This window comes from Candidatus Phyllobacterium onerii, assembly GCF_028331445.1.
GTDB lineage: Bacteria > Pseudomonadota > Alphaproteobacteria > Rhizobiales > Rhizobiaceae > Phyllobacterium > Phyllobacterium onerii.
The window spans coordinates 56,786-74,298 of sequence record NZ_JAQMHX010000016.1 but is presented as its reverse complement, the minus strand read 5'-3'; the positions used below and the strand labels follow the sequence as shown (position 1 = coordinate 74,298).

Below are 17,513 nucleotides of genomic sequence, written 5' to 3'. Positions count from 1 at the left end.
TAGCGGCCTTCACCTGGAGTGAACGCCGAATGAAATTTCTGCCTCAGACTTGCCTCAGTCCGGCCGCAGCGCGGCGAGGGCAGCGTCGAATTCCGGTTCTCCCCGTCGCGGCGCGCCGACAATCCGTCCGCGTTCGAGAATCAGCAGTTGGTCGGCGATCATCGCCTCCCGCCTGATATGCGTGGCGATGACGACGGACCGGCCTTGCATCTGCGCTTGAAGGCGCCGCAGCACATCGCGGGCTGTATTTCCGTCGAGACCCTCGGTCGGCTCATCCAGCAGCCAGAGTGGCGTGTCGCGCAAAAGCAGCCGCGCCAGTGCCAGACGGCGGGCCTGACCGCCGGAAATCCCAAACCCGCCTTCGCCAAGCATGGTGTCCAGACCTGCCGGCAGGGCGGCAACGGACTCTCCAAGGCCCGCTGTAGCAAGAACGTCGAGAAGACGCACATCGTCAGCATCTCGATCGGCAAGCCGGAGATTGTCACGCAGACTGTCCTGGAAGAGCTCTGTCCTCTGCGTCAGAAGAGTTGCTGGAAGGCGTTCAATGCTGCCTCCTGCCGCCGCAAGCTCGCCAGCGATCAGTGCCAGCAATGTGGACTTGCCGGCACCGCTCGCCCCGACAAGCGCGAGGCGTTCACCGCGAACAAGCGACAGTGACAGATGCCGAAGCGTGGGGAGGGGTGAGCCATCGTAGCAGACCGAAACATCCTCGAGCTGAACAGCCAGTTCACCTCGTGGCGAAACCGGTGGTTCGGGGGAGGGGAGGGGGGCGACGTTCGGCCCGATGCGCTTTGCGGCAAGCACGGTCCGCCCGAGTTCAACCGCGCCGCGACGCAGCCCCGCGAAGGGTTCCAGCGCCGCCAGTGCGATCAGCAGACCGAGGGCCGCAACAGGCCCACCGATCACCCCGCCGCTGACCAATAAAGCGACCGTGTAAAGTGTCCCGCCGAGCAGGAGTGCCGAGGCTATGCCGAAACCGGCTGTGACAAACATCTCGATACGATTGAGCGCATCATCCGTTTGCGAGAGGCGACGATCGGAAGCCATTACCGCAGTCCGCTGGGCGTTAAGCCGTCCGGCCATGATCAGGTCGATTTGCCCGGCGACGAGATCGATTGTGCGCGAGCGCAGGGTCTCCAGGGCGTGAGCGCGGCGGCGCGATGGTTTTGCTGCAAAGCGGGCGGCAATGAGCGGAATACCGAACCCGGTCAGCAGCAGCCACGACCCTGCGGCAAGACCCAACAGCGGATGCATGAGCCCGAGAGCGACGCTGATGGCGAGCGCCGTGCAAAGCGCGACGGCTGCGGGAACGAGAATGCGCAGATAAAGCGAATCCAGAGCATCGATATCGGCAGTCAGGCGAAACAGCAGCCTTGCCGGACGCTTCAACAGCCTCTGGGCCGCTTGCGATTGAGCCCAATTGCGGAAGACCTGTTCGCGCAGTCGCGCCAGCACACCAAGCGTTGCGTCGTGCGTGGTCAAGCGTTCGCCGTAGCGAGCGGCAGTGCGGGCGAGAGCCAGAAAACGGATCGCTGCGGCAGGCGCAAAAACATCGAAAGCGAATGCAGTGGCTGACGAGAGCCCCGCGATTGCCGTGGCGGTAATGAACCAGCCGGAAAGGCCTAGCAGGGCGATACCGGCGAACACGGTTGCCGCAGCCAGCAAAGCGCCCGCCAGAAGAGCAGCGCGCCGCTCAGCGAGGAATAGCGCCAATATGGGCCGGAATGCGCTCCACAGGGCCATTACACGCCCTCCTGGGGTGTTTTTGGCGGCAGAAGCACTATCCTGTCCATGCGGCTCGCCAGGACAGGATCGTGCGTCGCGACGATGAGCGTCTTGCCGGCAGAGATCCTCAGCAGGCTATCCATGATTTCATTGGCGGTGACCGTATCGAGATGTGCGGTCGGTTCGTCAGCGAGGATCAGCCCCGCATCCGGATTTGCCGCCGCACGCGCCAAGGCAAGCCGCAAGACTTCCCCGCCGGAAAGGCCGGATCCGCCTTCGCCGATCGGCGCGTTTGCGTGCGCATTGGCCACGTCGTGCAGGGCGGCCTTGCCGAGCGCTGCTCCGATCTCATCGGATCCGATTTCCGGGCGGCCCAGCGCTACATTGTCCGCAACCGTGCCAGCAAAAAGATGCGGCTTCTGTCCGACCCAGGCAATGCCTGTCCGAAGCTCTGCCGCAGTGGCCGGCGTGAGCGGAATGTTTCCAACTGCGATCCGCCCGCTTTCATAGGGCGCTAGCCCGGCTATCAATGCGAGAAGCGTGGATTTTCCCGAGCCGCTTGGACCCAGCACCGCAATGTGCTCAGCCGGCAAAACATCGAAGCTGAATTCGTCAAAAACCGCCGAGTTATTGCCCTTGTGGTGGAATGCGATCTCTTCAACCTGGACGCCCGGAACTACCGCATGGATCGCAGTTGTATGACTAGCGCCCTTGTTGGCACCCGGCAGGACAACGCCATCGTTGGACAGCGCGTCCAGCGCTTCCATCGCTGCCTCACCCGCAGCCCGGTCGTGCCAGACCGAGGACAATTCACGCAGCGGTTCGAAGAAAGCCGGTGCCAGTAGAAGAATGAAAAGGCCTTCGGTTAGGCTCAAACGCCCGCCCCAGGCACCGAAATTCAACTGGCCGAGCAGGTGGAAACCAACATAGACGGCGACCATGGCAACACCCAATGCCGCAAACAGCTCGAGCACTGCCGATGACAAAAACGCAATTTTAAGTACCGCCATCGTACGTATCCGCAGCGATTGCGCATTGTCGCGCAGGCGATGCGCGGTCAAATCCACGGCATCCAGTGAACGGATGGTGCCCAAACCGCGCAACCGGTCGAGCAGGAACGCATTCATGCCGCCCATTTCGACAAGCTGTTTCTCGCTCGCCGCTTTGGCACGCCAGCCAATCAGCGCCATGAAAACCGGGATCAGAGGAGCGGAAACTAACAGGACTATAGCTACCGCCCAGGACAACGGCAGAACACAGAGCATGATAGCAACGGGAACAATCGTGGCCTTCAGCCGTGCCGGGCGAAAACGCGAAAGATAGGGCACGATGGCCTCTGCCTGCTCGGCCAGCACACTCGCAGCGAAACCGGAAGCGGGTCGCTCCATATCCAGCGGTGAGCGCCGGGCCAGCGCCGCCACAGCTTTTTCGCGCTTCGTGGACAACACGGCTCGGGCGGCGCGAAAAGCAAGCCGGCTTCCAACCGCATCGAGCAGTGCCCGGAACACGCCAATCACAATGACGCCAAGAACCAGCCAGTGGATATTCGCCATTCCTTTGCCGGCAACGATGCTACCCACACCCGTGGCGAGGAGCAAAGCCTGCGGTAGCCACAACAGAGATGCAATCACCAGAACGAGGGGCGCTACCCTCTCGGCACGTGCAGCGCTAGGAGAACTCGCGGATTTTTCCGCCAAATTTGATGACGCGGTCCGCAGCGCTGCACTGTCGTCCGCAAAATCACTCTGCGTGCGGAGCGCTATCGAGGACGAATGTGCTGCGGGTCCCATGCCATCAACCTTTTTCGGTAGTGCGCTTCGACCTGCCGAGGGACACGATCTTGTCCTTCGCCTCCAGCAGTCTTGTAACTTTCGCGCCCAGCGTCAATAGGGTCGCCAAACGGTCCGTCTCAAGCTTCTTGACGTCGTCGTACCAATTGGTCAGTTGCTCGATGAGGTTGTGCATCTCACCCATCCGCGCCTGCGCGTGGCGTTCTGCGTCGCTTGCTGGCTGCTGCATCAGGATTTCGCGCAAAACGGACAGTGTCGGATCGACTTCACGCTTCTTTCGTTCCTCTGCAAGTGTACGCAGAATCTGCCAGACATCGTCGGGCGTCGTGAAGAAATCACGGCGGTCGTCAGGAAGATGTTTAAGCAGGACGAGGTTCCACGCCTGCAACTCGCGCAAGCTCATCGACACGTTCGAGCGGGAGATTCCCAGCGCATCGACGATCTGTTCGGCATTGAGCGGATCGGGCGAGACATAGAGCAGGGCGTAGATCTGGCCGACGGTGCGGTTGATTCCCCACCGGCTTCCCATTTCACCGAAGTGCAGAACGAAGGATTGAACGAGCGGCGGTAGATTCATCAGCTTATCCCGTTGCAACTGTCATTTCAGTAATTACTGAAATTACGATATTTAATAAATCGTAAATTTGCAAGAGTGTGGATTTGGAGTGCACAGGGAAGGTGAGGGAGGGGGTCCAAAAGATGCAACAAAAAGCCCGGCCCGATCGGAACGATCGAGCCGGGCCAGAAAAATGTACATATGCGCCGCGTTTATCTCCCCCCTTGTGGGGGAGAAAGGATTTTCTTGGATTTAGCCCTTTCGCTAAATCCTTAGAAAATCCAAGAGAGGGGATAGCATCACCTCAAACTGTAAATCCCCTCACTTGCGATTTCTAGCACTTAGCAAAAGCTGAGATGCTGAAATCGCTTTCTCTCCCACAAGGGGAGAGATAATTGGCATCGTTGGTCAGCGGACTAATTTAAACCCAGCTTCCCACGCAGCGTCGACAGGTCTTCGGCAAGCGTGTTGACGGCAGCAGCCAGCACGGCACGGTCATCTTCGGTGAGCTTGTCATAGAGTTCATAGCCGTCAGCCGTCTTGTACTTGGCCAAGGTCGTATCGACCGTGTCGAAATTGCCCGATACCTTGGTCACGAAAGCGCTGTCTTCCTTTTCGACCAGCGGACGCACGAGATCGAAAATCTTGCGCGAGCCATCGAAGTTCGCCTTGAAGTCCCACAGATCGGTATGGCTGTAGCGATCTTCTTCACCCGAAATCTTGGTCGCCGCAACTTCTTCCATCAGCGCGGCCGCACCACCGACAACCTTCTCGGGTGGCAGGGTCAAATCGGTAATGCGCTTGTTGAGTTCGGTGACATCGGCCATCAGCTTGTCGGCGAATGGTCCGAGGTCCTTGGTGCTGTTTTCGGTGAAGAGGCCGTATTCGATACGGTGGAAACCGGTGAACTCCGGATCCTTCTCGGCCTTTTCATGATCGTCGGCGCGCGAATCGATCGAACCATCGAGATCGCTGAACAACTCTGCGATCGGCTCGATCGCTTCGTAGCTCATGCGCGTCGAACCGAAGAGCGACTTGGCCTTGTCCACATCGCCTGCCTTGACCGCATCCGTGAACGCCTTGGTGTCGGTCACGAGTGTTTCAAGGTTTTCCGACACGTAGATCTTGTAGTCGGCAATTGGCTGAACGAGATCGAGCGGTGCAACCTCGGCATTTGCCATTCGCGGCAAAGCTGCAGCTGCAAGTGTCAACAGGCTGACAGACAGTACAAGTTTGAGTTTCATCCTTAGTCCCCTTAAGATTTGCGGACCACGTCGTGACCCGCTGCTTCCAATAATGTCCGGCCGACAAAATCGCTTTCGTCCTGCGGGCCGGGTGGCGTGAAGAAAAAGCCGCCGCCAATCGGCTTGATGTATTCCTCGAGCGGCTCGCCATCGAGCTGGCGCTGCACCGTGATGAAGCCCTTCTCCAGATCCGCCTGGTAGCAGATGAACAGGAGCCCCTGTTCGAGCTGGCCGGATTTGCTCACCCCGTTCGAATAGTTGAACGGGCGGCGAAGAATGAGGTTTGCCTCGGAATCCTTCGTGCGAAAATTGGCAAGTCGTATATGCGCGTCGAGCGGCGTCACCGTCCCTTCCGGATCCTGGGAATAGTCAGGCACATCATGCTCGGTGTTTCCGCCGCCATGCGGTGCGCCAGTCGCCTTCTTGCGGCCAATGATGCGTTCCTGTTCGCCGAGCGGCGTGCGGTCCCAGCGTTCGACGAAATTGCGGATGATGCGCACTGCCTGATAGGAGCCGCCGCGCGTCCATTCAGGCTCGGTCCCGTTCTCCGGCACCCAGACGATCTTGTCCATCAGTGCAGCATTGTTGGCGTCGGGGTTGGCCGAACCGTCGCGGAAGCCGAGGAAATTGCGCGCGCTTTCGTGGGCTCCGTCCGGTTTCGGCGGCAGGACAGGCACCGAGCCTTCCTGCTTCCAGCGAAGCACCATCAGATCCGGCAGGTTTTTCAGGACGTCGCGCAGGGCGTGAATGTTCGTATCGGGCGTGTTCGAGCTGATCTGCAACGCCAGGTCACCATGGCACAGATCGGCATCCAGCGCGTCATTGCGGGAGGCCTTCATGCGCGAAAGACGCGCAGGTTTGTGCGGCGCCAGCCAATCGCGGTCGTCGAAGAACGACGAACCGAGCGAAACCGTGATGGTCAGGTTGTCCGGCGGAACCACCGGCCCCAGCAGTCCCGAATCCGCCGGTGGCAGCTTGTCGTCCAGTTCTGGCGGCGTGCCGCCTTGCATGAGAAAGGCGATGCGGCCCGATAGCGTCCGGAACAGCCGCTCCACGTCTGCCGGTGTTTCCGCCAAAACGTGAAACGAGGCGATCATGCCTGCAGCCGGGCGCGGCGTGACAATGCCCGCCTGGTGCAGACCATAGAATGATTGGCGCTCCTGCGTCTTGTCGCTGACCGGCGCATCGGTGACCTGTCCCCCTTGCTTTTCCGCCGCGCGTGCCGTGGTCAGCCCGGTGGCCAATGCGCTGCCTGCGGCACCGACGCCGAAAAGCACGTTGCGCCGTGTTGTCACCAGTTTGTTGTCGTTGGTTGTCATCGCCGTTACTCCAGTCCTACGGCCGCATTGAGCTTGCCGATCGCCTCGGCCAGCCCTTGCATCTTCTGCGCCAGTGCCTTGCGGCTATCCGCACTCACCTTGTCGTAGGCCGGATAGCCGTCCGGACCCTTGAGTGCAGTCAACGCGCTGCTGGTATCTGTCAGGCGGCTGTCGATATCGGCCACCACCTGTGGCGCCGCCTGCACCGCAACCGGTTTCAGCAGAGCCATCATCCGCGAAACCCCGGCAATATTGGCTTCGAAATCGGCAAGATCGGTCTGTGCGTAATGATCTTCGCCCGTGGTGATCTTCGTATCGGCAATCTGCCCGACAAGCCGTCCCGCGCCCTTGGCGATCTGCTCGGGCGGAATGCGCAACCCGCGTATCCGGTCCTTCAGTGCCGTCACGTCGCCCAGCAGCTTCGCCGAGACTGGCGCCAGCCCGTCAAGGCTGTTCTTGGCGTAAAGACCGTATTCAATACGATGGAAGCCGGTGAAACCTGGATCCTCCTCGCGCTTTTCGAGATAGTCCGCGACCGGATCGATGGCGTTGTGGAGATCGGCAAAGAGGTCGGCCATCGGTTCGATCTGCTTATAGGGAGCACGCGCCTTCTGATAGGATTCGCGCGCCTTTTCGAGATCGCCGGCCTTGATCGCGTCATCGAGAGCCTTCGTCGCCTTCACCAGCGAATTCGCCTGCATCGCCATGAACACCTGGAATTCGGCCAGCGGACCGATAAACGATACAAGCGCCGGCCGCGCAGCCTCCGCTTCGGATTCGGCCGATGGCGTGACGTGCAAGGTTCCACGCGGATTGTTGAGCAGGCCGCACGTAATCTCGTAGGTTCCGGCCTTGAGTTTTGCCTGCATCGTCTGGGTAAAGCCCGGCACGATATTCTCGCGCTCTTCCAGAACCATCACACCGTCGAGGATTTCCCACTCAAGCGCGCGGTTGGATTTGTTGACGATGGTGAAGGTCGAGCGCCCGGCCGGAACCGTAATCTCGTTGGGATCGCATGCGCTGTCATTGATCGTGACAGTGATAGCCCCGCTTGAACCCGCCGATTTCAAACCTTTCGATGCATAGTAGAAAGCCACACCGCCTGCAACGACGAGAAGCGCGGCCCCCGCAACCGCCAGCTTCATCAGCTTTTGCGATGAAGGGCGGGGAGAACTGGAGCCGGCGGTTTGCGTCATATAAAATTTCTTTCGGTCAATGAGAGGCGATCAATGAGAAGGTTGCGCGGCAGTTGTTCGACTGCCCATTGGACGCAGGAACATGAAGAAGCTGATGGATAGGAAGGCGACATAGACGATGACTTCGCCGAGTGTCGGCATGTCCTGGTAGCCGAACATTCCGGAGAGCAACGTACCCAATGGGCTGCTGACCGGCAGGACGCCGCTCAGGTCGAAGACGACTGTCTGCAGGCTGTTCCAGACACCCGCCTCGTGGAAATGCCGCAATGTGCCCGCCAATATCCCGGCGGCGACCACCAATATGAAAAGACCCGTCCAGAAGAAGAACCGGCGCAGATTGAGGCGGATACCGCCCATATAGATGCCGTAGCCAAGCACGATCGACACCAGAATGCCGAGAAGCGCGCCAAGCGGCGCATCGCTGTTGGTGCTCTGCTGGAAAATGGCGAGCAGGAAGAATACCGATTCGAGCCCTTCGCGGGCCACGGCGAAGAACACCATGGCAATCAGCGCGGGGGCCTGTCCTGTCGAATGCGAAAACGCCGAGTCGATCGAATGATGCAGTTCCGATTTGATCGAGCGCGCCGCCTTGCGCATCCAGAACACCATCGACGACAAGACGATGACGGCAATCAACCCGACAATGGCTTCGAAGAACTCCTGTGCCTTCTGGGGGAACTCGGCGCTGACCATCTGCAGTCCGGCTCCGACGAAGAGCGACAGCGCAATCGCAAGCAGAATCCCGACCCAAACCGCCGGCATCCATTCGCCTCGACCGGTCTGCTTCAGATAGCTCGCGACAATGCCCACGATCAGGGCCGCCTCGATGCCCTCACGCAGCATTATCAGGAATGGAACCAGCATAGATCAGACCCTCGGCCAACCCTTGACGTCTCTTCGAGACGCGCTTTGGCGCCGCGGGAGTCATAGACTGTCGCGAAAAACGAAGCAATAACAATATATTAGAAGAATTCTAAGGAATAACCGGAGGAAATTTGTCAATTATTCCAATATGTTGATTGTTTCAATCCACAATCGAATGCAACCTAATGTCGAGAAGGCCCCCTGCGCCGCCACATTCTTTCCACAATTGCATTGCGCTGGCCGATACCCTCCCCCTTGTGGGGAGGGACGGAGCGTAGCGACGGGGAGGGGTCTTTCTCTTATCTCGATGTTTCAAACCCCTCCCTGCTGCTTCGCAGCCTCCCTCCCCACAAGGGGGAGGGTGAGGGGAGCTTAGCTATGCCAAGGATCACCTTGTCAAAGGATTGGCTCGCTAGTGCGGAACGCTCGCCACGCCAAGCAATTGATCGACCGTATCGCGATCACCCGCCAGTTGCTCCGATGAACCATCCCATACGATGCGACCGCGTTCGAGAATGATCACCCGTTCGGCAAAATCGAGAGCGCTCTGGATACGCTGCTCGACGAGCAGGATGGTCATCTCGCCGCTCGAGGCGAGTTGCGAAAACGCCGCCATCAGTTCCTCGCATATCACCGGCGCCAGCCCCTCCAGCGGTTCATCGAGCAGCAGCACAGTCGGCTTGCCGAGAATGGTGCGGGCGGTCGAGAGCATCTGCTGTTCGCCGCCGGAAAGTTTTGCCCCGGAATTCGCCCGCCGCTCGTAGAGCCGCGGGAACATGTCGTAGGCCTCCTGCAACGCACTGCGTGGCCTTCCCTTCAACCCGACGAAGAGGTTCTCTTCGACAGTCAGGGACGGAAAGATACTGCGGGATTGCGGTACGAAGCCAAGCCCGCTCCAGGCCCGGGCGGAGCTCTCCATGTGGGTAAGGTCCGCATCGCCGAGTTTGATCGTACCGTCATAGCGCCGTGTCTGCCCCGCAAGCGTTGCAAACAATGTCGTCTTGCCGACGCCGTTTCGCCCAAGCACCGCGATGCGCGAACCAGCCTCGGCGGTGAACGAAATATTCTCCAGCACCCGGGTCGGACCATAACCCGCGCTCAGACCCTTGACTTCAAGCCGCGCTGCCATTGGCATACCCTCCGAGATAGGCCTCGCGCACCCGCAAATCATTCGTCGCATCGACAGGCAGGCCGTCGAAGATGATTTCACCTGCCGCCAGCACGATCACCCTCTTGGCAAAACGAAAAACCAGATCCATGTCATGCTCGATCATCAGCACCGCGAGATCGGCCGGCAGTTGCGCCAATGCATTCTCGATCAGGAACGTATCGCTGTGCGGCACGCCCGCGGCCGGTTCGTCGAGCAACAGCACCTTCGGCCGCAGCGCCAGCGCCAGTGCAATTTCCAAAAGGCGCTGTTGCCCGTAGGCGATCTCGCTGACCGGAACCCGTCCCAGTGCCGTCAGATTGAGCGTCTCGAGAATTTCATATGTTTCACGCATCACGTCCGGCATGGCCTGAGAGGAACCCGCCATCCGGCCGGACTTGCCTTGCCGCTGCAGGATCGCCAGCGCGACATGCTCTTCCGGGGTCATCTCGCCAAAAAGCCGTGTCACCTGAAACGAGCGAACCAGCCCGGCGCGCACACGCCTCATCGGATTGAATCGCGAAATGTCTTCGCCGCCCATCAGGACCTGTCCGAAGTCCGGACGCAGATGGCCGGTTACCAGATTGACGAAGGTGGTTTTTCCGGCGCCGTTCGGGCCGATCAGCGCCACGCGATCACCCTTGCCCAGCGCCAGCGAGACATCACGCGTAACGTTCAGCCCGCCGAAGGCCTTCTGCAGATGATCGACCTCGAAGAGTGCAGTCATTTGGCACCCCGCCTGTATCGTTCAACGAAAGTTGCGGCTGTGCCATAAAGCCCCTTGGGCGCAAACAGCACCACGGCGATCAGCAGTGCGCCGACGATCGTCAGCCAATGGAACGGGTTGGCGGCAGAGACCAGATCTTCGATCCAGATAAAAGCAATCGTGCCGATCAGCGCTCCGTAAAGCGAGCCCACTCCGCCCAGAACCAGCATGACCAGCGCTTCGGCGGAATTGGTGAAGCTCAGGCTGTCGAGGCCGACGACCTGTGTCGATACCGCATTGAAGGCGCCGCCGACACCCGCGACCAACCCCGAGATCGCATACATCTTGATCAGGGTGAGCTTGACCGAGGCGCCCATTGCGCTGACCCGAACAGGATCCTGCCGGATACCCCGGCAAAGCATGCCGAAGGGTGACCGAACCAGAATGCGCAGGAGTATGAATACAAGGAGGAGCAGGACGATGCCGAAGACGTAGGCAGTACGGCCCCAGAGATCGAACTCGAAAACGCCGAGGATGGGATCGGGCGAGATGCCGGAAAGCCCATCGCTGCCCCCCGTATATTCCGATGCCTTGTTGGCCGCCTCGTGGAACAAATGGATGATGGCGATGGACAGCACAAGCTGGGCGAGGCCATGTCCGCGCAGGATGACGACGCCCGAAATCAGCCCCGCCAAAGCACCGCCAATTGCGCCGATGGCGATCATGGTGATCGGTTCGGTGATCCCGAAATGCGCCGCGGCGATGCCGGCCGCATAGGCGCCACTGCCGAAGAGTGCGGCATGACCCAGCGTCGCAACGCCGCAATATCCGGTCACCAGATCGAGCGACAGCACCAGCAGCATGATCGCGATCATGCGCGTCAGCAGGGCCAGATTGTTGGGAAAAAGGAAATACCCCGCCAGGGCCGCAATCAGAATGACGGAAATGCCAATGAGGTCGCGCTGCCAGCCCCTGGTTTGGGCAGGTATTGCCGTGACAGATACCCCGGCGCTCATTTGGCTCTTCCCATCAGACCGCGTGGAAACACCCAGACGATGGCTATCACCGCGAGATAGAAGAAGAACTCGCCATATTCCGGCACGAGGTAGCGCCCCGTCGTATCGATGGCGCCGAGCAACAGGCAGGCGATCAGCGCGCCGGGGATGGAGCCCGCGCCGCCGACCGAAACGACGACAAGAAACGTCACCATGTAGCGCAGGGCGTAATAGGGTTCGACCGGCAACAGTTCCGCACCGATCACCCCGCCAAAGGCTGCAAGCCCGACAGCAAGCGCGAAACTTGCCGCATAGACGATCTTGGTACGCACGCCGAGCGCCGCCGCCATCGCCGTATTGTCCACCGAAGCGCGCAGTTTGACACCGAAGGACGTGCGCTCGATCAGATACCAAAGTCCCAACGCGACAACCACACCGCAGCCGATGGCAAACAGCTTGTGCGCCGCAATGGTTCGGAAACCGATATCGACGGGACCCTGCAGTCCGGCGGGGAGGGGGATCGTCTTCAGCGTCGGACCGAACACGTAATTGGCGAGGCCGATGACGCAAAAGGTGATGCCGATGGTCATCAGCACCTGCGTCAGTTCCGGCGCGCCGTAAATCCGCCGGTAGAGAAAACGTTCGAGGGGAACGGCAATGATGATCGTGCCAAGCACGGCAATCACGATCGCCAGGCCATAGCCAAGCCCAAGATCGCGCGCCGCGTAGGAAGCGATATAGCCCCCGATCATGGCGAATGCGCCGTGGGCAAGGTTGATCACGCGCATAAGGCCCATCGTCACCGACAGGCCAATCGAGATGACGAACAGGATCATCCCGTAGGCCAGGGCATCGACGCCAATGCTGAAGAACGTCTGCATCAGATCATTCCGGTTTTGGGACTACTTCGCAGCCGCCAATCCCGGATCCGGCTGCTTCTCAAACGTCTTGATTTCCTTGTTGAAGTAGACGCCGTCGGCACCCTTCGATACTTCACGCAGATAGATGTTCTGGGTGATGTGGCGCGTTTCCGGATCGATCGAGACCGGACCGCGTGGGCTTTCCCAGGTGAGGCCCTTCACCGCATCGACCGCCTTCTGCGCATCCTGCTTGCCGCCGGTCGCCTCGATCATCTTGCTGATGACATACATGCCATCATAGGCGCCGACCGAAGGGAAGGAGAGTTCGGCCGGGTTGCCGATTGCTTTTTGGGCGGCGGCGACAAATGCCTTGTTTTCCGGTGAATTGTGCGCCAGCGAATAATGGAACGTCGTCAGGATGCCGAGGCCCGCATCGCCAATCGCCGGCAGATCGGATTCCTGGGTCAGGTCGCCCGGCGCGAGAAACTGGATACCCGCCTGCTTCAGGCCGTTCTCGTTATAGGCCTTGACGAAACCGAGCGTGGTTGGACCCGACGGCAGGAAGGCAAAAACCGCCTGTGCCCCGGAATTGCGAACCCGCTGCATCACCGGGCTGAAATCATTGGTCGACAGCGGCATGCGGATGGATTCGACAACCTTGCCACCTTCTTTCTCGAACGTCGTCTTGAACGCGTTCTCCGCATCGACACCCGGGCCGTAATCGCTGACGACTGTAATTGCCTTCTCCACACCGCGCTCGCGCGCGATCTTCGCCATCGGCGCCGACGTCTGCCATGTGGTGAATGAAGTGCGGACAACCAGCGGGCTCTTGGTGACGATGGCCGACGTCGCCGCGTTCATGATGACCATCGGCACATTCGCCTGCTTGAGCAGCGGCGTGACCGCCATGGCGTCCGGGGTGAAATAGAAGCCGGCAAGATATTGCACGCCTTCCTTGACCACCAGTTCCTGCGCCAATGCTTTCGCCTGGGCCGGGTCGGCCTGCGGCACATCCCGGTAGAGGATTTCAATTGTGTTCTCGCCAACCTTGTCACCATGGGTTGCAATGTAGGCGTCGATGCCCGCCTTGAAGTTTTTACCTTGAATTGCGAATGGTCCCGAGAAGGGTCCGACAACGCCAATCTTGATGACTTCGGCATAGGCACTTGCACTCATCAAAATTGATGCGGCGACGGCCAGAATGAGCTTTTTCATGGTTCCTCCCTCAATCGAAAACGGCTTTTTCAGAACATTGCACACGACCCGCGGTTTCCGAAGCAGGAATGAAACGAAAAGATGCGATTCTTACGCAAGACCAAGCGATTCCTATGCACGAAATGTCGATTCTGGCGCAAGATTTTCCACTCGCAATTGCATTTTAGTTGCGTGTGGTTGACATCACGCCTTGCCAAGGCTCTCAATCGAACTAAGCAGGCCGTCAGCAGAACGCAATGCGGTCGTCGTTGTTGCAACCATGGATGGCAGTATCATCCACTCCAAAGTCCATGCCGCGCCTGAACGTTCCTGCTCATGGATCAGGGCGTGGTGCATGCCTGAAACCTGTGTGGCATTGTAACGGGCGAGCGCAACCAGAAGTTCAGCAAGGACCGGATTTTGCTTGTGCGGCATTGCCGATGACTTGCCGCCGCCACTCAGTTTGATCTCGGTCGAGCCTTGTGCGAGAAGCGCGATGTCCTGGCCGATTTTCCCAAGCGAACCGGAAATCAGCGATAAAACGTCAGCAAATTCAACAATGATGTCGCGCTGGCTGTGCCATTGCGGCGTATCGTGAAGGCCGAGTAGGGCGGCCATTCGCTCGCGAACCGCTGGCCCTTTATCCCCCAATTTCTCCAGCGTTCCTGCCGCTCCGCCGAACTGGATCACCGGGAATTCGAGCTTCAATATGTCGAGGCGCTTGCGGTGACGCAGCAGCGGTGTCCGCCAGGATTCGATACGGTCACTGACTGCTATCGGGATGGCCGCCTGCATGCGGGTATGCCCCATCAAGCCATTGTTCCCGAACGTCTTTTCAAGCTGATCCAACTCGGCGATGATATCGGATAATCCGGTTTCGAGGCGTGCCATAACTGGCTTCAGCCGGATCATGAGGCTCGTGTCGATGACGTCCTGGCTGGTCGCACCAAGATGCAGGGACGCGCGGTGCTCCAACGGAATAGACTCGCGCAATTGCCGGATAAGTTCCGGGATGACGACACCATCCGATGCAACCGCCGATCTGAGCGCGGCCATGTCGGGTGAAAAAGCCTGGCACGCCTTCTCGATGGCCTCCGCAGCCGAATTTTCTATAATATTTTCAGAAGCTTGCGCCTTGGCCAGAGCGACTTCGAACTGAATCATTGCCGCAATATCGCTCTCCGCCGAGAACCATTGCGCTGCTTCTTCGTCGCCGATCAAACCGGACAGAAATGGATGATCGAAAGGAGAAATACTCATCGCCTATACATCGAAAAAGATGGTTTCCTTGTCGCCTTGCAGATAGATATCAAAGATATAGCTTGATCCATCGCGTTTCGCGATCAGCGTCGGGACGCGATTGCGATGCTCGATGCGTTGCAGGATCGGGTCCTTGTCATTCGCCGCTTTCTCGTCGTCGAAATAGATCCGCGTCTGCAACCCTATGTTGATCCCCCGCGCCACGATCCAAACCGTGACATGCGGCGCCATCATACGCCCGTCCTTGAAGGGTACCTGTCCCGGCTTCACGGTTTCGAAGCGATATTCGGCCGTTTCCATGTCCGTCGGACAGCGTCCCCACCCGGTAAAATTGGGATCTGCGGTGCCGCGCAACTCGGATGGACTGTTGTAGAGCCCCTTGCTATCGGCTTGCCAGATCTCGAGCAAGGCGTCGCGGAGCGGCGTCCCGGTGCCGTCGAAAACGCGCCCTCGTAAGATAATCCGCTCGCCCTGCGTCTTGTCATTGACCATGGAGACGCCAAGATCGTTCTCGTAAACACCTGTAATCTCAGCGAAATTCGGCGTGCAGCCGATATGGACGTAAGGTCCCGCTGTCTGCGATGGCGTTTCCTTCAGGTAACCCAATTGTTGCACCATCAGTTTCCCTCCATGCGGTTTTCGAACAGGGTCGAGCGGCGGCCGCGCAACACGATATCGAATTTATAGGCGCGTGCATCCATCGGAATGGTGTTGTTCATATCGAGCGCCGCGATGAGCTGTTCTATCGCTGCCTTGTCCGGAATGGATTTGACGATCGGGCAATTCCAGATCATCGGATCGCCCTCGAAGTACATCTGGGTAATCAACCTCTGCGCGAAACCATGGCCGAACACCGAGAAGTGGATATGCGCAGGGCGCCAGTCATTCACGCCGTTCGGCCAAGGATATGCTCCCGGCTTGACCGTGCGAAAACGGTAGTACCCATCATCGTCGGTAATCGTCCGGCCGCACCCGCCGAAGTTGGGATCGAGCGCCGCAAGGTATCCCTCGCGCTTGTGCCGATAGCGTCCGCCTGCATTGGCCTGCCAGAATTCCAGGAGTGCACCCGCAACACCCTTGCCGCGCTCATCTACAACTCTGCCGTAAACAATAATGCGCTGCCCGATCGCGCTCTCGCCGGGCTTCGCATAATTGTAGATAAGATCGGCATCCAGCTCGCCCAGCATCGCATGGCCGAACACCGGCCCGGTGATCTCCGAGAGCGTATTATCGAATGAAATCAACGCTCTTTGCGGCGAACGCACGACGCTCGTCTTATACTCTGGCGTATAGGCTGGTGGGTGCCACTGCCTGTCCCGCTGAAAGAATGCGCCGGTCTCCGGCTTCCTGTTGGACATTGTGGGCCTCCCGTCAGGCTGTCTTTTCGGCCGTAGCGAGGTCTTTATAGACCTGCTTTGCCAGTTTAATCGCATGGTTGGCCGCCGGAACGCCCGCATAGATTGCAACGTGCAGTAGCGCCTCGCAAATATCGTCCTGGGTCGCGCCAGTGTTCGCGGTCGCCTTGATATGCATGACCAGCTCCTCGTCCTGTCCCAATGCCGCCAACAGCGCGATGGTCACAATCGAGCGCTGCCGCTTCGTCCAGCCCGGCCGCGACCAGACATGACCCCAAGCCGCTTCAGTGATAAGCTCTTGAAATGGCTTGTCAAAGTCCGTCTTGTTTGCCTCGGCGCGATCGACATGCGCATCGCCGAGGACAATCCGGCGCGTCGCCATGCCTTCAGCATAGCGATGGGAAGGAACGTCTGTAGACGTCATGCTCTTTCTCCAAGTTGGAACTCGTCGATGAATGCCCGTATCACCGCCGTCAGCGCTTCCGGCTGCTCCACGCATGGGATATGTCCGGCATCCTTGATCACCTCGTAACGAGCGCGCGGAATGAGCTTCGCCAGCGAAAGCACAACTTCCGGTGGCGTCGACCCATCCTGATCCCCAACGATGCAAATGGTCGGGACCGCGATGCGCGAAGCTTCGGTTGTAAAATCGGCATCGCGCAACGCAGCACACGTCCCGATATACGCTCCTATGGCCTGCCGGGTCAGCATATTGCGATACCCCGCAAGTTCGTCGCGACGCTGCTTGTGGAAGGGTGGAGTGAACCATTTTTCGAGCACACCATCCGCAATGGCTTCAATACCGCCTTGCTCGAGCGTCGCGATGCGAGCAGCCCACATTTCCGCCGAGCCGATCTTATGGGCGGTATCGCAAAGGATCAGCGCACGCACCAGATCGGGCCGCGACGCATAGAGCCCTTGCGCCACCAGCCCGCCAACCGACAGGCCACAGATAATCGCGTTCCTGACCTCAAGATAATCAAGAAGACCTGCAAGGTCAGCGGTATGATCGTCGATGGAGTAGGGTGTCGTACCAATATCCGAAAGACCATGTCCGCGCATGTCATATGTCACGATGGCGAAATCGCCGACAAGGCGAAGGATTACATCGCGCCAGATACGAAAGTCGGTACCGAGCGAATTGGCAAAGACCAAGACAGGCTTGCCTTCCGGCGCCCCGATCAATTGATAGTGCAGTGTTACGCCGTTGCTAGAAACGAATTGCACAGAAGCCTCCCATTCAATAAACCACCTTGGATTATCCATCTGGTTAGGTAAAATGATATTCTATCGCATTCTCTT

Annotated in this window: 17 protein-coding genes; all 17 read right to left on the bottom strand. The window is 59.1% G+C overall.

Going from position 1 to position 17,513, the window contains the following annotated elements; translation table 11 throughout:
- Positions 1–54: 54 nt before the first annotated feature.
- Entirely contained in the window at positions 55–1,743 is a 1,689-nt protein-coding gene (cydC, locus tag PHA01_RS25120) for a thiol reductant ABC exporter subunit CydC (protein WP_271899014.1), read from the bottom strand.
- Complete coding sequence (gene cydD, locus PHA01_RS25115; protein ID WP_271899013.1) at positions 1,743–3,515, bottom strand: thiol reductant ABC exporter subunit CydD; 1,773 nt, start codon at positions 3,513–3,515, stop codon at positions 1,743–1,745. The genes cydC and cydD overlap by 1 nt, the downstream gene beginning before the upstream one ends.
- Positions 3,516–3,519: 4 nt before the next feature.
- The gene (locus PHA01_RS25110; protein WP_271899012.1) at positions 3,520–4,092 is read right to left on the bottom strand and encodes a GbsR/MarR family transcriptional regulator; all 573 of its coding nucleotides are present in this window, start codon (positions 4,090–4,092) and stop codon (positions 3,520–3,522) included.
- A gap of 395 nt (positions 4,093–4,487) precedes the next feature.
- Positions 4,488–5,315 carry an iron uptake system protein EfeO gene (gene efeO / locus PHA01_RS25105; protein ID WP_271899011.1) on the bottom strand — a complete coding sequence of 276 codons (828 nt, stop codon included), beginning with the start codon at positions 5,313–5,315 and terminating at the stop codon, positions 4,488–4,490.
- 11 nt (positions 5,316–5,326) lie between these two features.
- Complete coding sequence (gene efeB / locus PHA01_RS25100) at positions 5,327–6,634, bottom strand: iron uptake transporter deferrochelatase/peroxidase subunit (protein WP_271899010.1); 1,308 nt, start codon at positions 6,632–6,634, stop codon at positions 5,327–5,329.
- A gap of 5 nt (positions 6,635–6,639) precedes the next feature.
- Positions 6,640–7,830, bottom strand: coding sequence for an iron uptake system protein EfeO (gene efeO / locus PHA01_RS25095; RefSeq protein WP_271899009.1), 1,191 nt, complete (start codon positions 7,828–7,830; stop codon positions 6,640–6,642).
- A 30-nt stretch (positions 7,831–7,860) separates the two neighbouring features.
- Positions 7,861–8,694, bottom strand: coding sequence for an iron uptake transporter permease EfeU (gene efeU / locus PHA01_RS25090; protein WP_271899008.1), 834 nt, complete (start codon positions 8,692–8,694; stop codon positions 7,861–7,863).
- Between the two features lie 412 nt (positions 8,695–9,106).
- The gene (locus PHA01_RS25085) at positions 9,107–9,829 is read right to left on the bottom strand and encodes an ABC transporter ATP-binding protein (protein ID WP_271899007.1); all 723 of its coding nucleotides are present in this window, start codon (positions 9,827–9,829) and stop codon (positions 9,107–9,109) included.
- Positions 9,807–10,568, bottom strand: coding sequence for an ABC transporter ATP-binding protein (locus PHA01_RS25080; RefSeq protein WP_271899006.1), 762 nt, complete (start codon positions 10,566–10,568; stop codon positions 9,807–9,809). The genes PHA01_RS25085 and PHA01_RS25080 overlap by 23 nt, the downstream gene beginning before the upstream one ends.
- On the bottom strand, positions 10,565–11,563 hold the full coding sequence (locus tag PHA01_RS25075) for a branched-chain amino acid ABC transporter permease (RefSeq protein ID WP_271899005.1): 999 nt from the start codon (positions 11,561–11,563) through the stop codon (positions 10,565–10,567). Before PHA01_RS25075 ends, PHA01_RS25080 begins: the two co-directional genes overlap by 4 nt.
- Complete coding sequence (locus tag PHA01_RS25070; protein ID WP_271899004.1) at positions 11,560–12,423, bottom strand: branched-chain amino acid ABC transporter permease; 864 nt, start codon at positions 12,421–12,423, stop codon at positions 11,560–11,562. Before PHA01_RS25070 ends, PHA01_RS25075 begins: the two co-directional genes overlap by 4 nt.
- Positions 12,424–12,444: 21 nt before the next feature.
- Positions 12,445–13,617, bottom strand: a complete 1,173-nt coding sequence (locus tag PHA01_RS25065) for an ABC transporter substrate-binding protein (protein ID WP_271899003.1) — start codon at positions 13,615–13,617, stop codon at positions 12,445–12,447.
- 183 nt (positions 13,618–13,800) lie between these two features.
- Positions 13,801–14,856 carry a 3-carboxy-cis,cis-muconate cycloisomerase gene (locus PHA01_RS25060; RefSeq protein WP_271899002.1) on the bottom strand — a complete coding sequence of 352 codons (1,056 nt, stop codon included), beginning with the start codon at positions 14,854–14,856 and terminating at the stop codon, positions 13,801–13,803.
- Between the two features lie 3 nt (positions 14,857–14,859).
- Positions 14,860–15,474, bottom strand: coding sequence for a protocatechuate 3,4-dioxygenase subunit alpha (gene pcaG, locus PHA01_RS25055; RefSeq protein WP_271899001.1), 615 nt, complete (start codon positions 15,472–15,474; stop codon positions 14,860–14,862).
- Complete coding sequence (gene pcaH, locus PHA01_RS25050; RefSeq protein ID WP_271899000.1) at positions 15,474–16,214, bottom strand: protocatechuate 3,4-dioxygenase subunit beta; 741 nt, start codon at positions 16,212–16,214, stop codon at positions 15,474–15,476. Before pcaH ends, pcaG begins: the two co-directional genes overlap by 1 nt.
- Positions 16,215–16,227: 13 nt before the next feature.
- Positions 16,228–16,635, bottom strand: coding sequence for a 4-carboxymuconolactone decarboxylase (pcaC, locus tag PHA01_RS25045; protein WP_271898999.1), 408 nt, complete (start codon positions 16,633–16,635; stop codon positions 16,228–16,230).
- Entirely contained in the window at positions 16,632–17,438 is an 807-nt protein-coding gene (gene pcaD / locus PHA01_RS25040; RefSeq protein ID WP_271898998.1) for a 3-oxoadipate enol-lactonase, read from the bottom strand. The genes pcaC and pcaD overlap by 4 nt, the downstream gene beginning before the upstream one ends.
- Between the last annotated feature and the right edge of the window lie 75 nt (positions 17,439–17,513).

Bases quoted from the DNA above. Each gene is read 5' to 3' on its own strand.
- cydC (WP_271899014.1), bottom strand. From the start codon at position 1,743: ATGGCCCTGTGGAGCGCATTCCGGCCCATATTGGCGCTATTCCTCGCT.
- cydD (WP_271899013.1), bottom strand. From the start codon at position 3,515: ATGGGACCCGCAGCACATTCGTCCTCGATAGCGCTCCGCACGCAGAGT.
- PHA01_RS25110 (WP_271899012.1), bottom strand. From the start codon at position 4,092: ATGAATCTACCGCCGCTCGTTCAATCCTTCGTTCTGCACTTCGGTGAA.
- efeO (WP_271899011.1), bottom strand. From the start codon at position 5,315: ATGAAACTCAAACTTGTACTGTCTGTCAGCCTGTTGACACTTGCAGCT.
- efeB (WP_271899010.1), bottom strand. From the start codon at position 6,634: ATGACAACCAACGACAACAAACTGGTGACAACACGGCGCAACGTGCTT.
- efeO (WP_271899009.1), bottom strand. From the start codon at position 7,830: ATGACGCAAACCGCCGGCTCCAGTTCTCCCCGCCCTTCATCGCAAAAG.
- efeU (WP_271899008.1), bottom strand. From the start codon at position 8,694: ATGCTGGTTCCATTCCTGATAATGCTGCGTGAGGGCATCGAGGCGGCC.
- PHA01_RS25085 (WP_271899007.1), bottom strand. From the start codon at position 9,829: ATGCCAATGGCAGCGCGGCTTGAAGTCAAGGGTCTGAGCGCGGGTTAT.
- PHA01_RS25080 (WP_271899006.1), bottom strand. From the start codon at position 10,568: ATGACTGCACTCTTCGAGGTCGATCATCTGCAGAAGGCCTTCGGCGGG.
- PHA01_RS25075 (WP_271899005.1), bottom strand. From the start codon at position 11,563: ATGAGCGCCGGGGTATCTGTCACGGCAATACCTGCCCAAACCAGGGGC.
- PHA01_RS25070 (WP_271899004.1), bottom strand. From the start codon at position 12,423: ATGCAGACGTTCTTCAGCATTGGCGTCGATGCCCTGGCCTACGGGATG.
- PHA01_RS25065 (WP_271899003.1), bottom strand. From the start codon at position 13,617: ATGAAAAAGCTCATTCTGGCCGTCGCCGCATCAATTTTGATGAGTGCA.
- PHA01_RS25060 (WP_271899002.1), bottom strand. From the start codon at position 14,856: ATGAGTATTTCTCCTTTCGATCATCCATTTCTGTCCGGTTTGATCGGC.
- pcaG (WP_271899001.1), bottom strand. From the start codon at position 15,474: ATGGTGCAACAATTGGGTTACCTGAAGGAAACGCCATCGCAGACAGCG.
- pcaH (WP_271899000.1), bottom strand. From the start codon at position 16,214: ATGTCCAACAGGAAGCCGGAGACCGGCGCATTCTTTCAGCGGGACAGG.
- pcaC (WP_271898999.1), bottom strand. From the start codon at position 16,635: ATGACGTCTACAGACGTTCCTTCCCATCGCTATGCTGAAGGCATGGCG.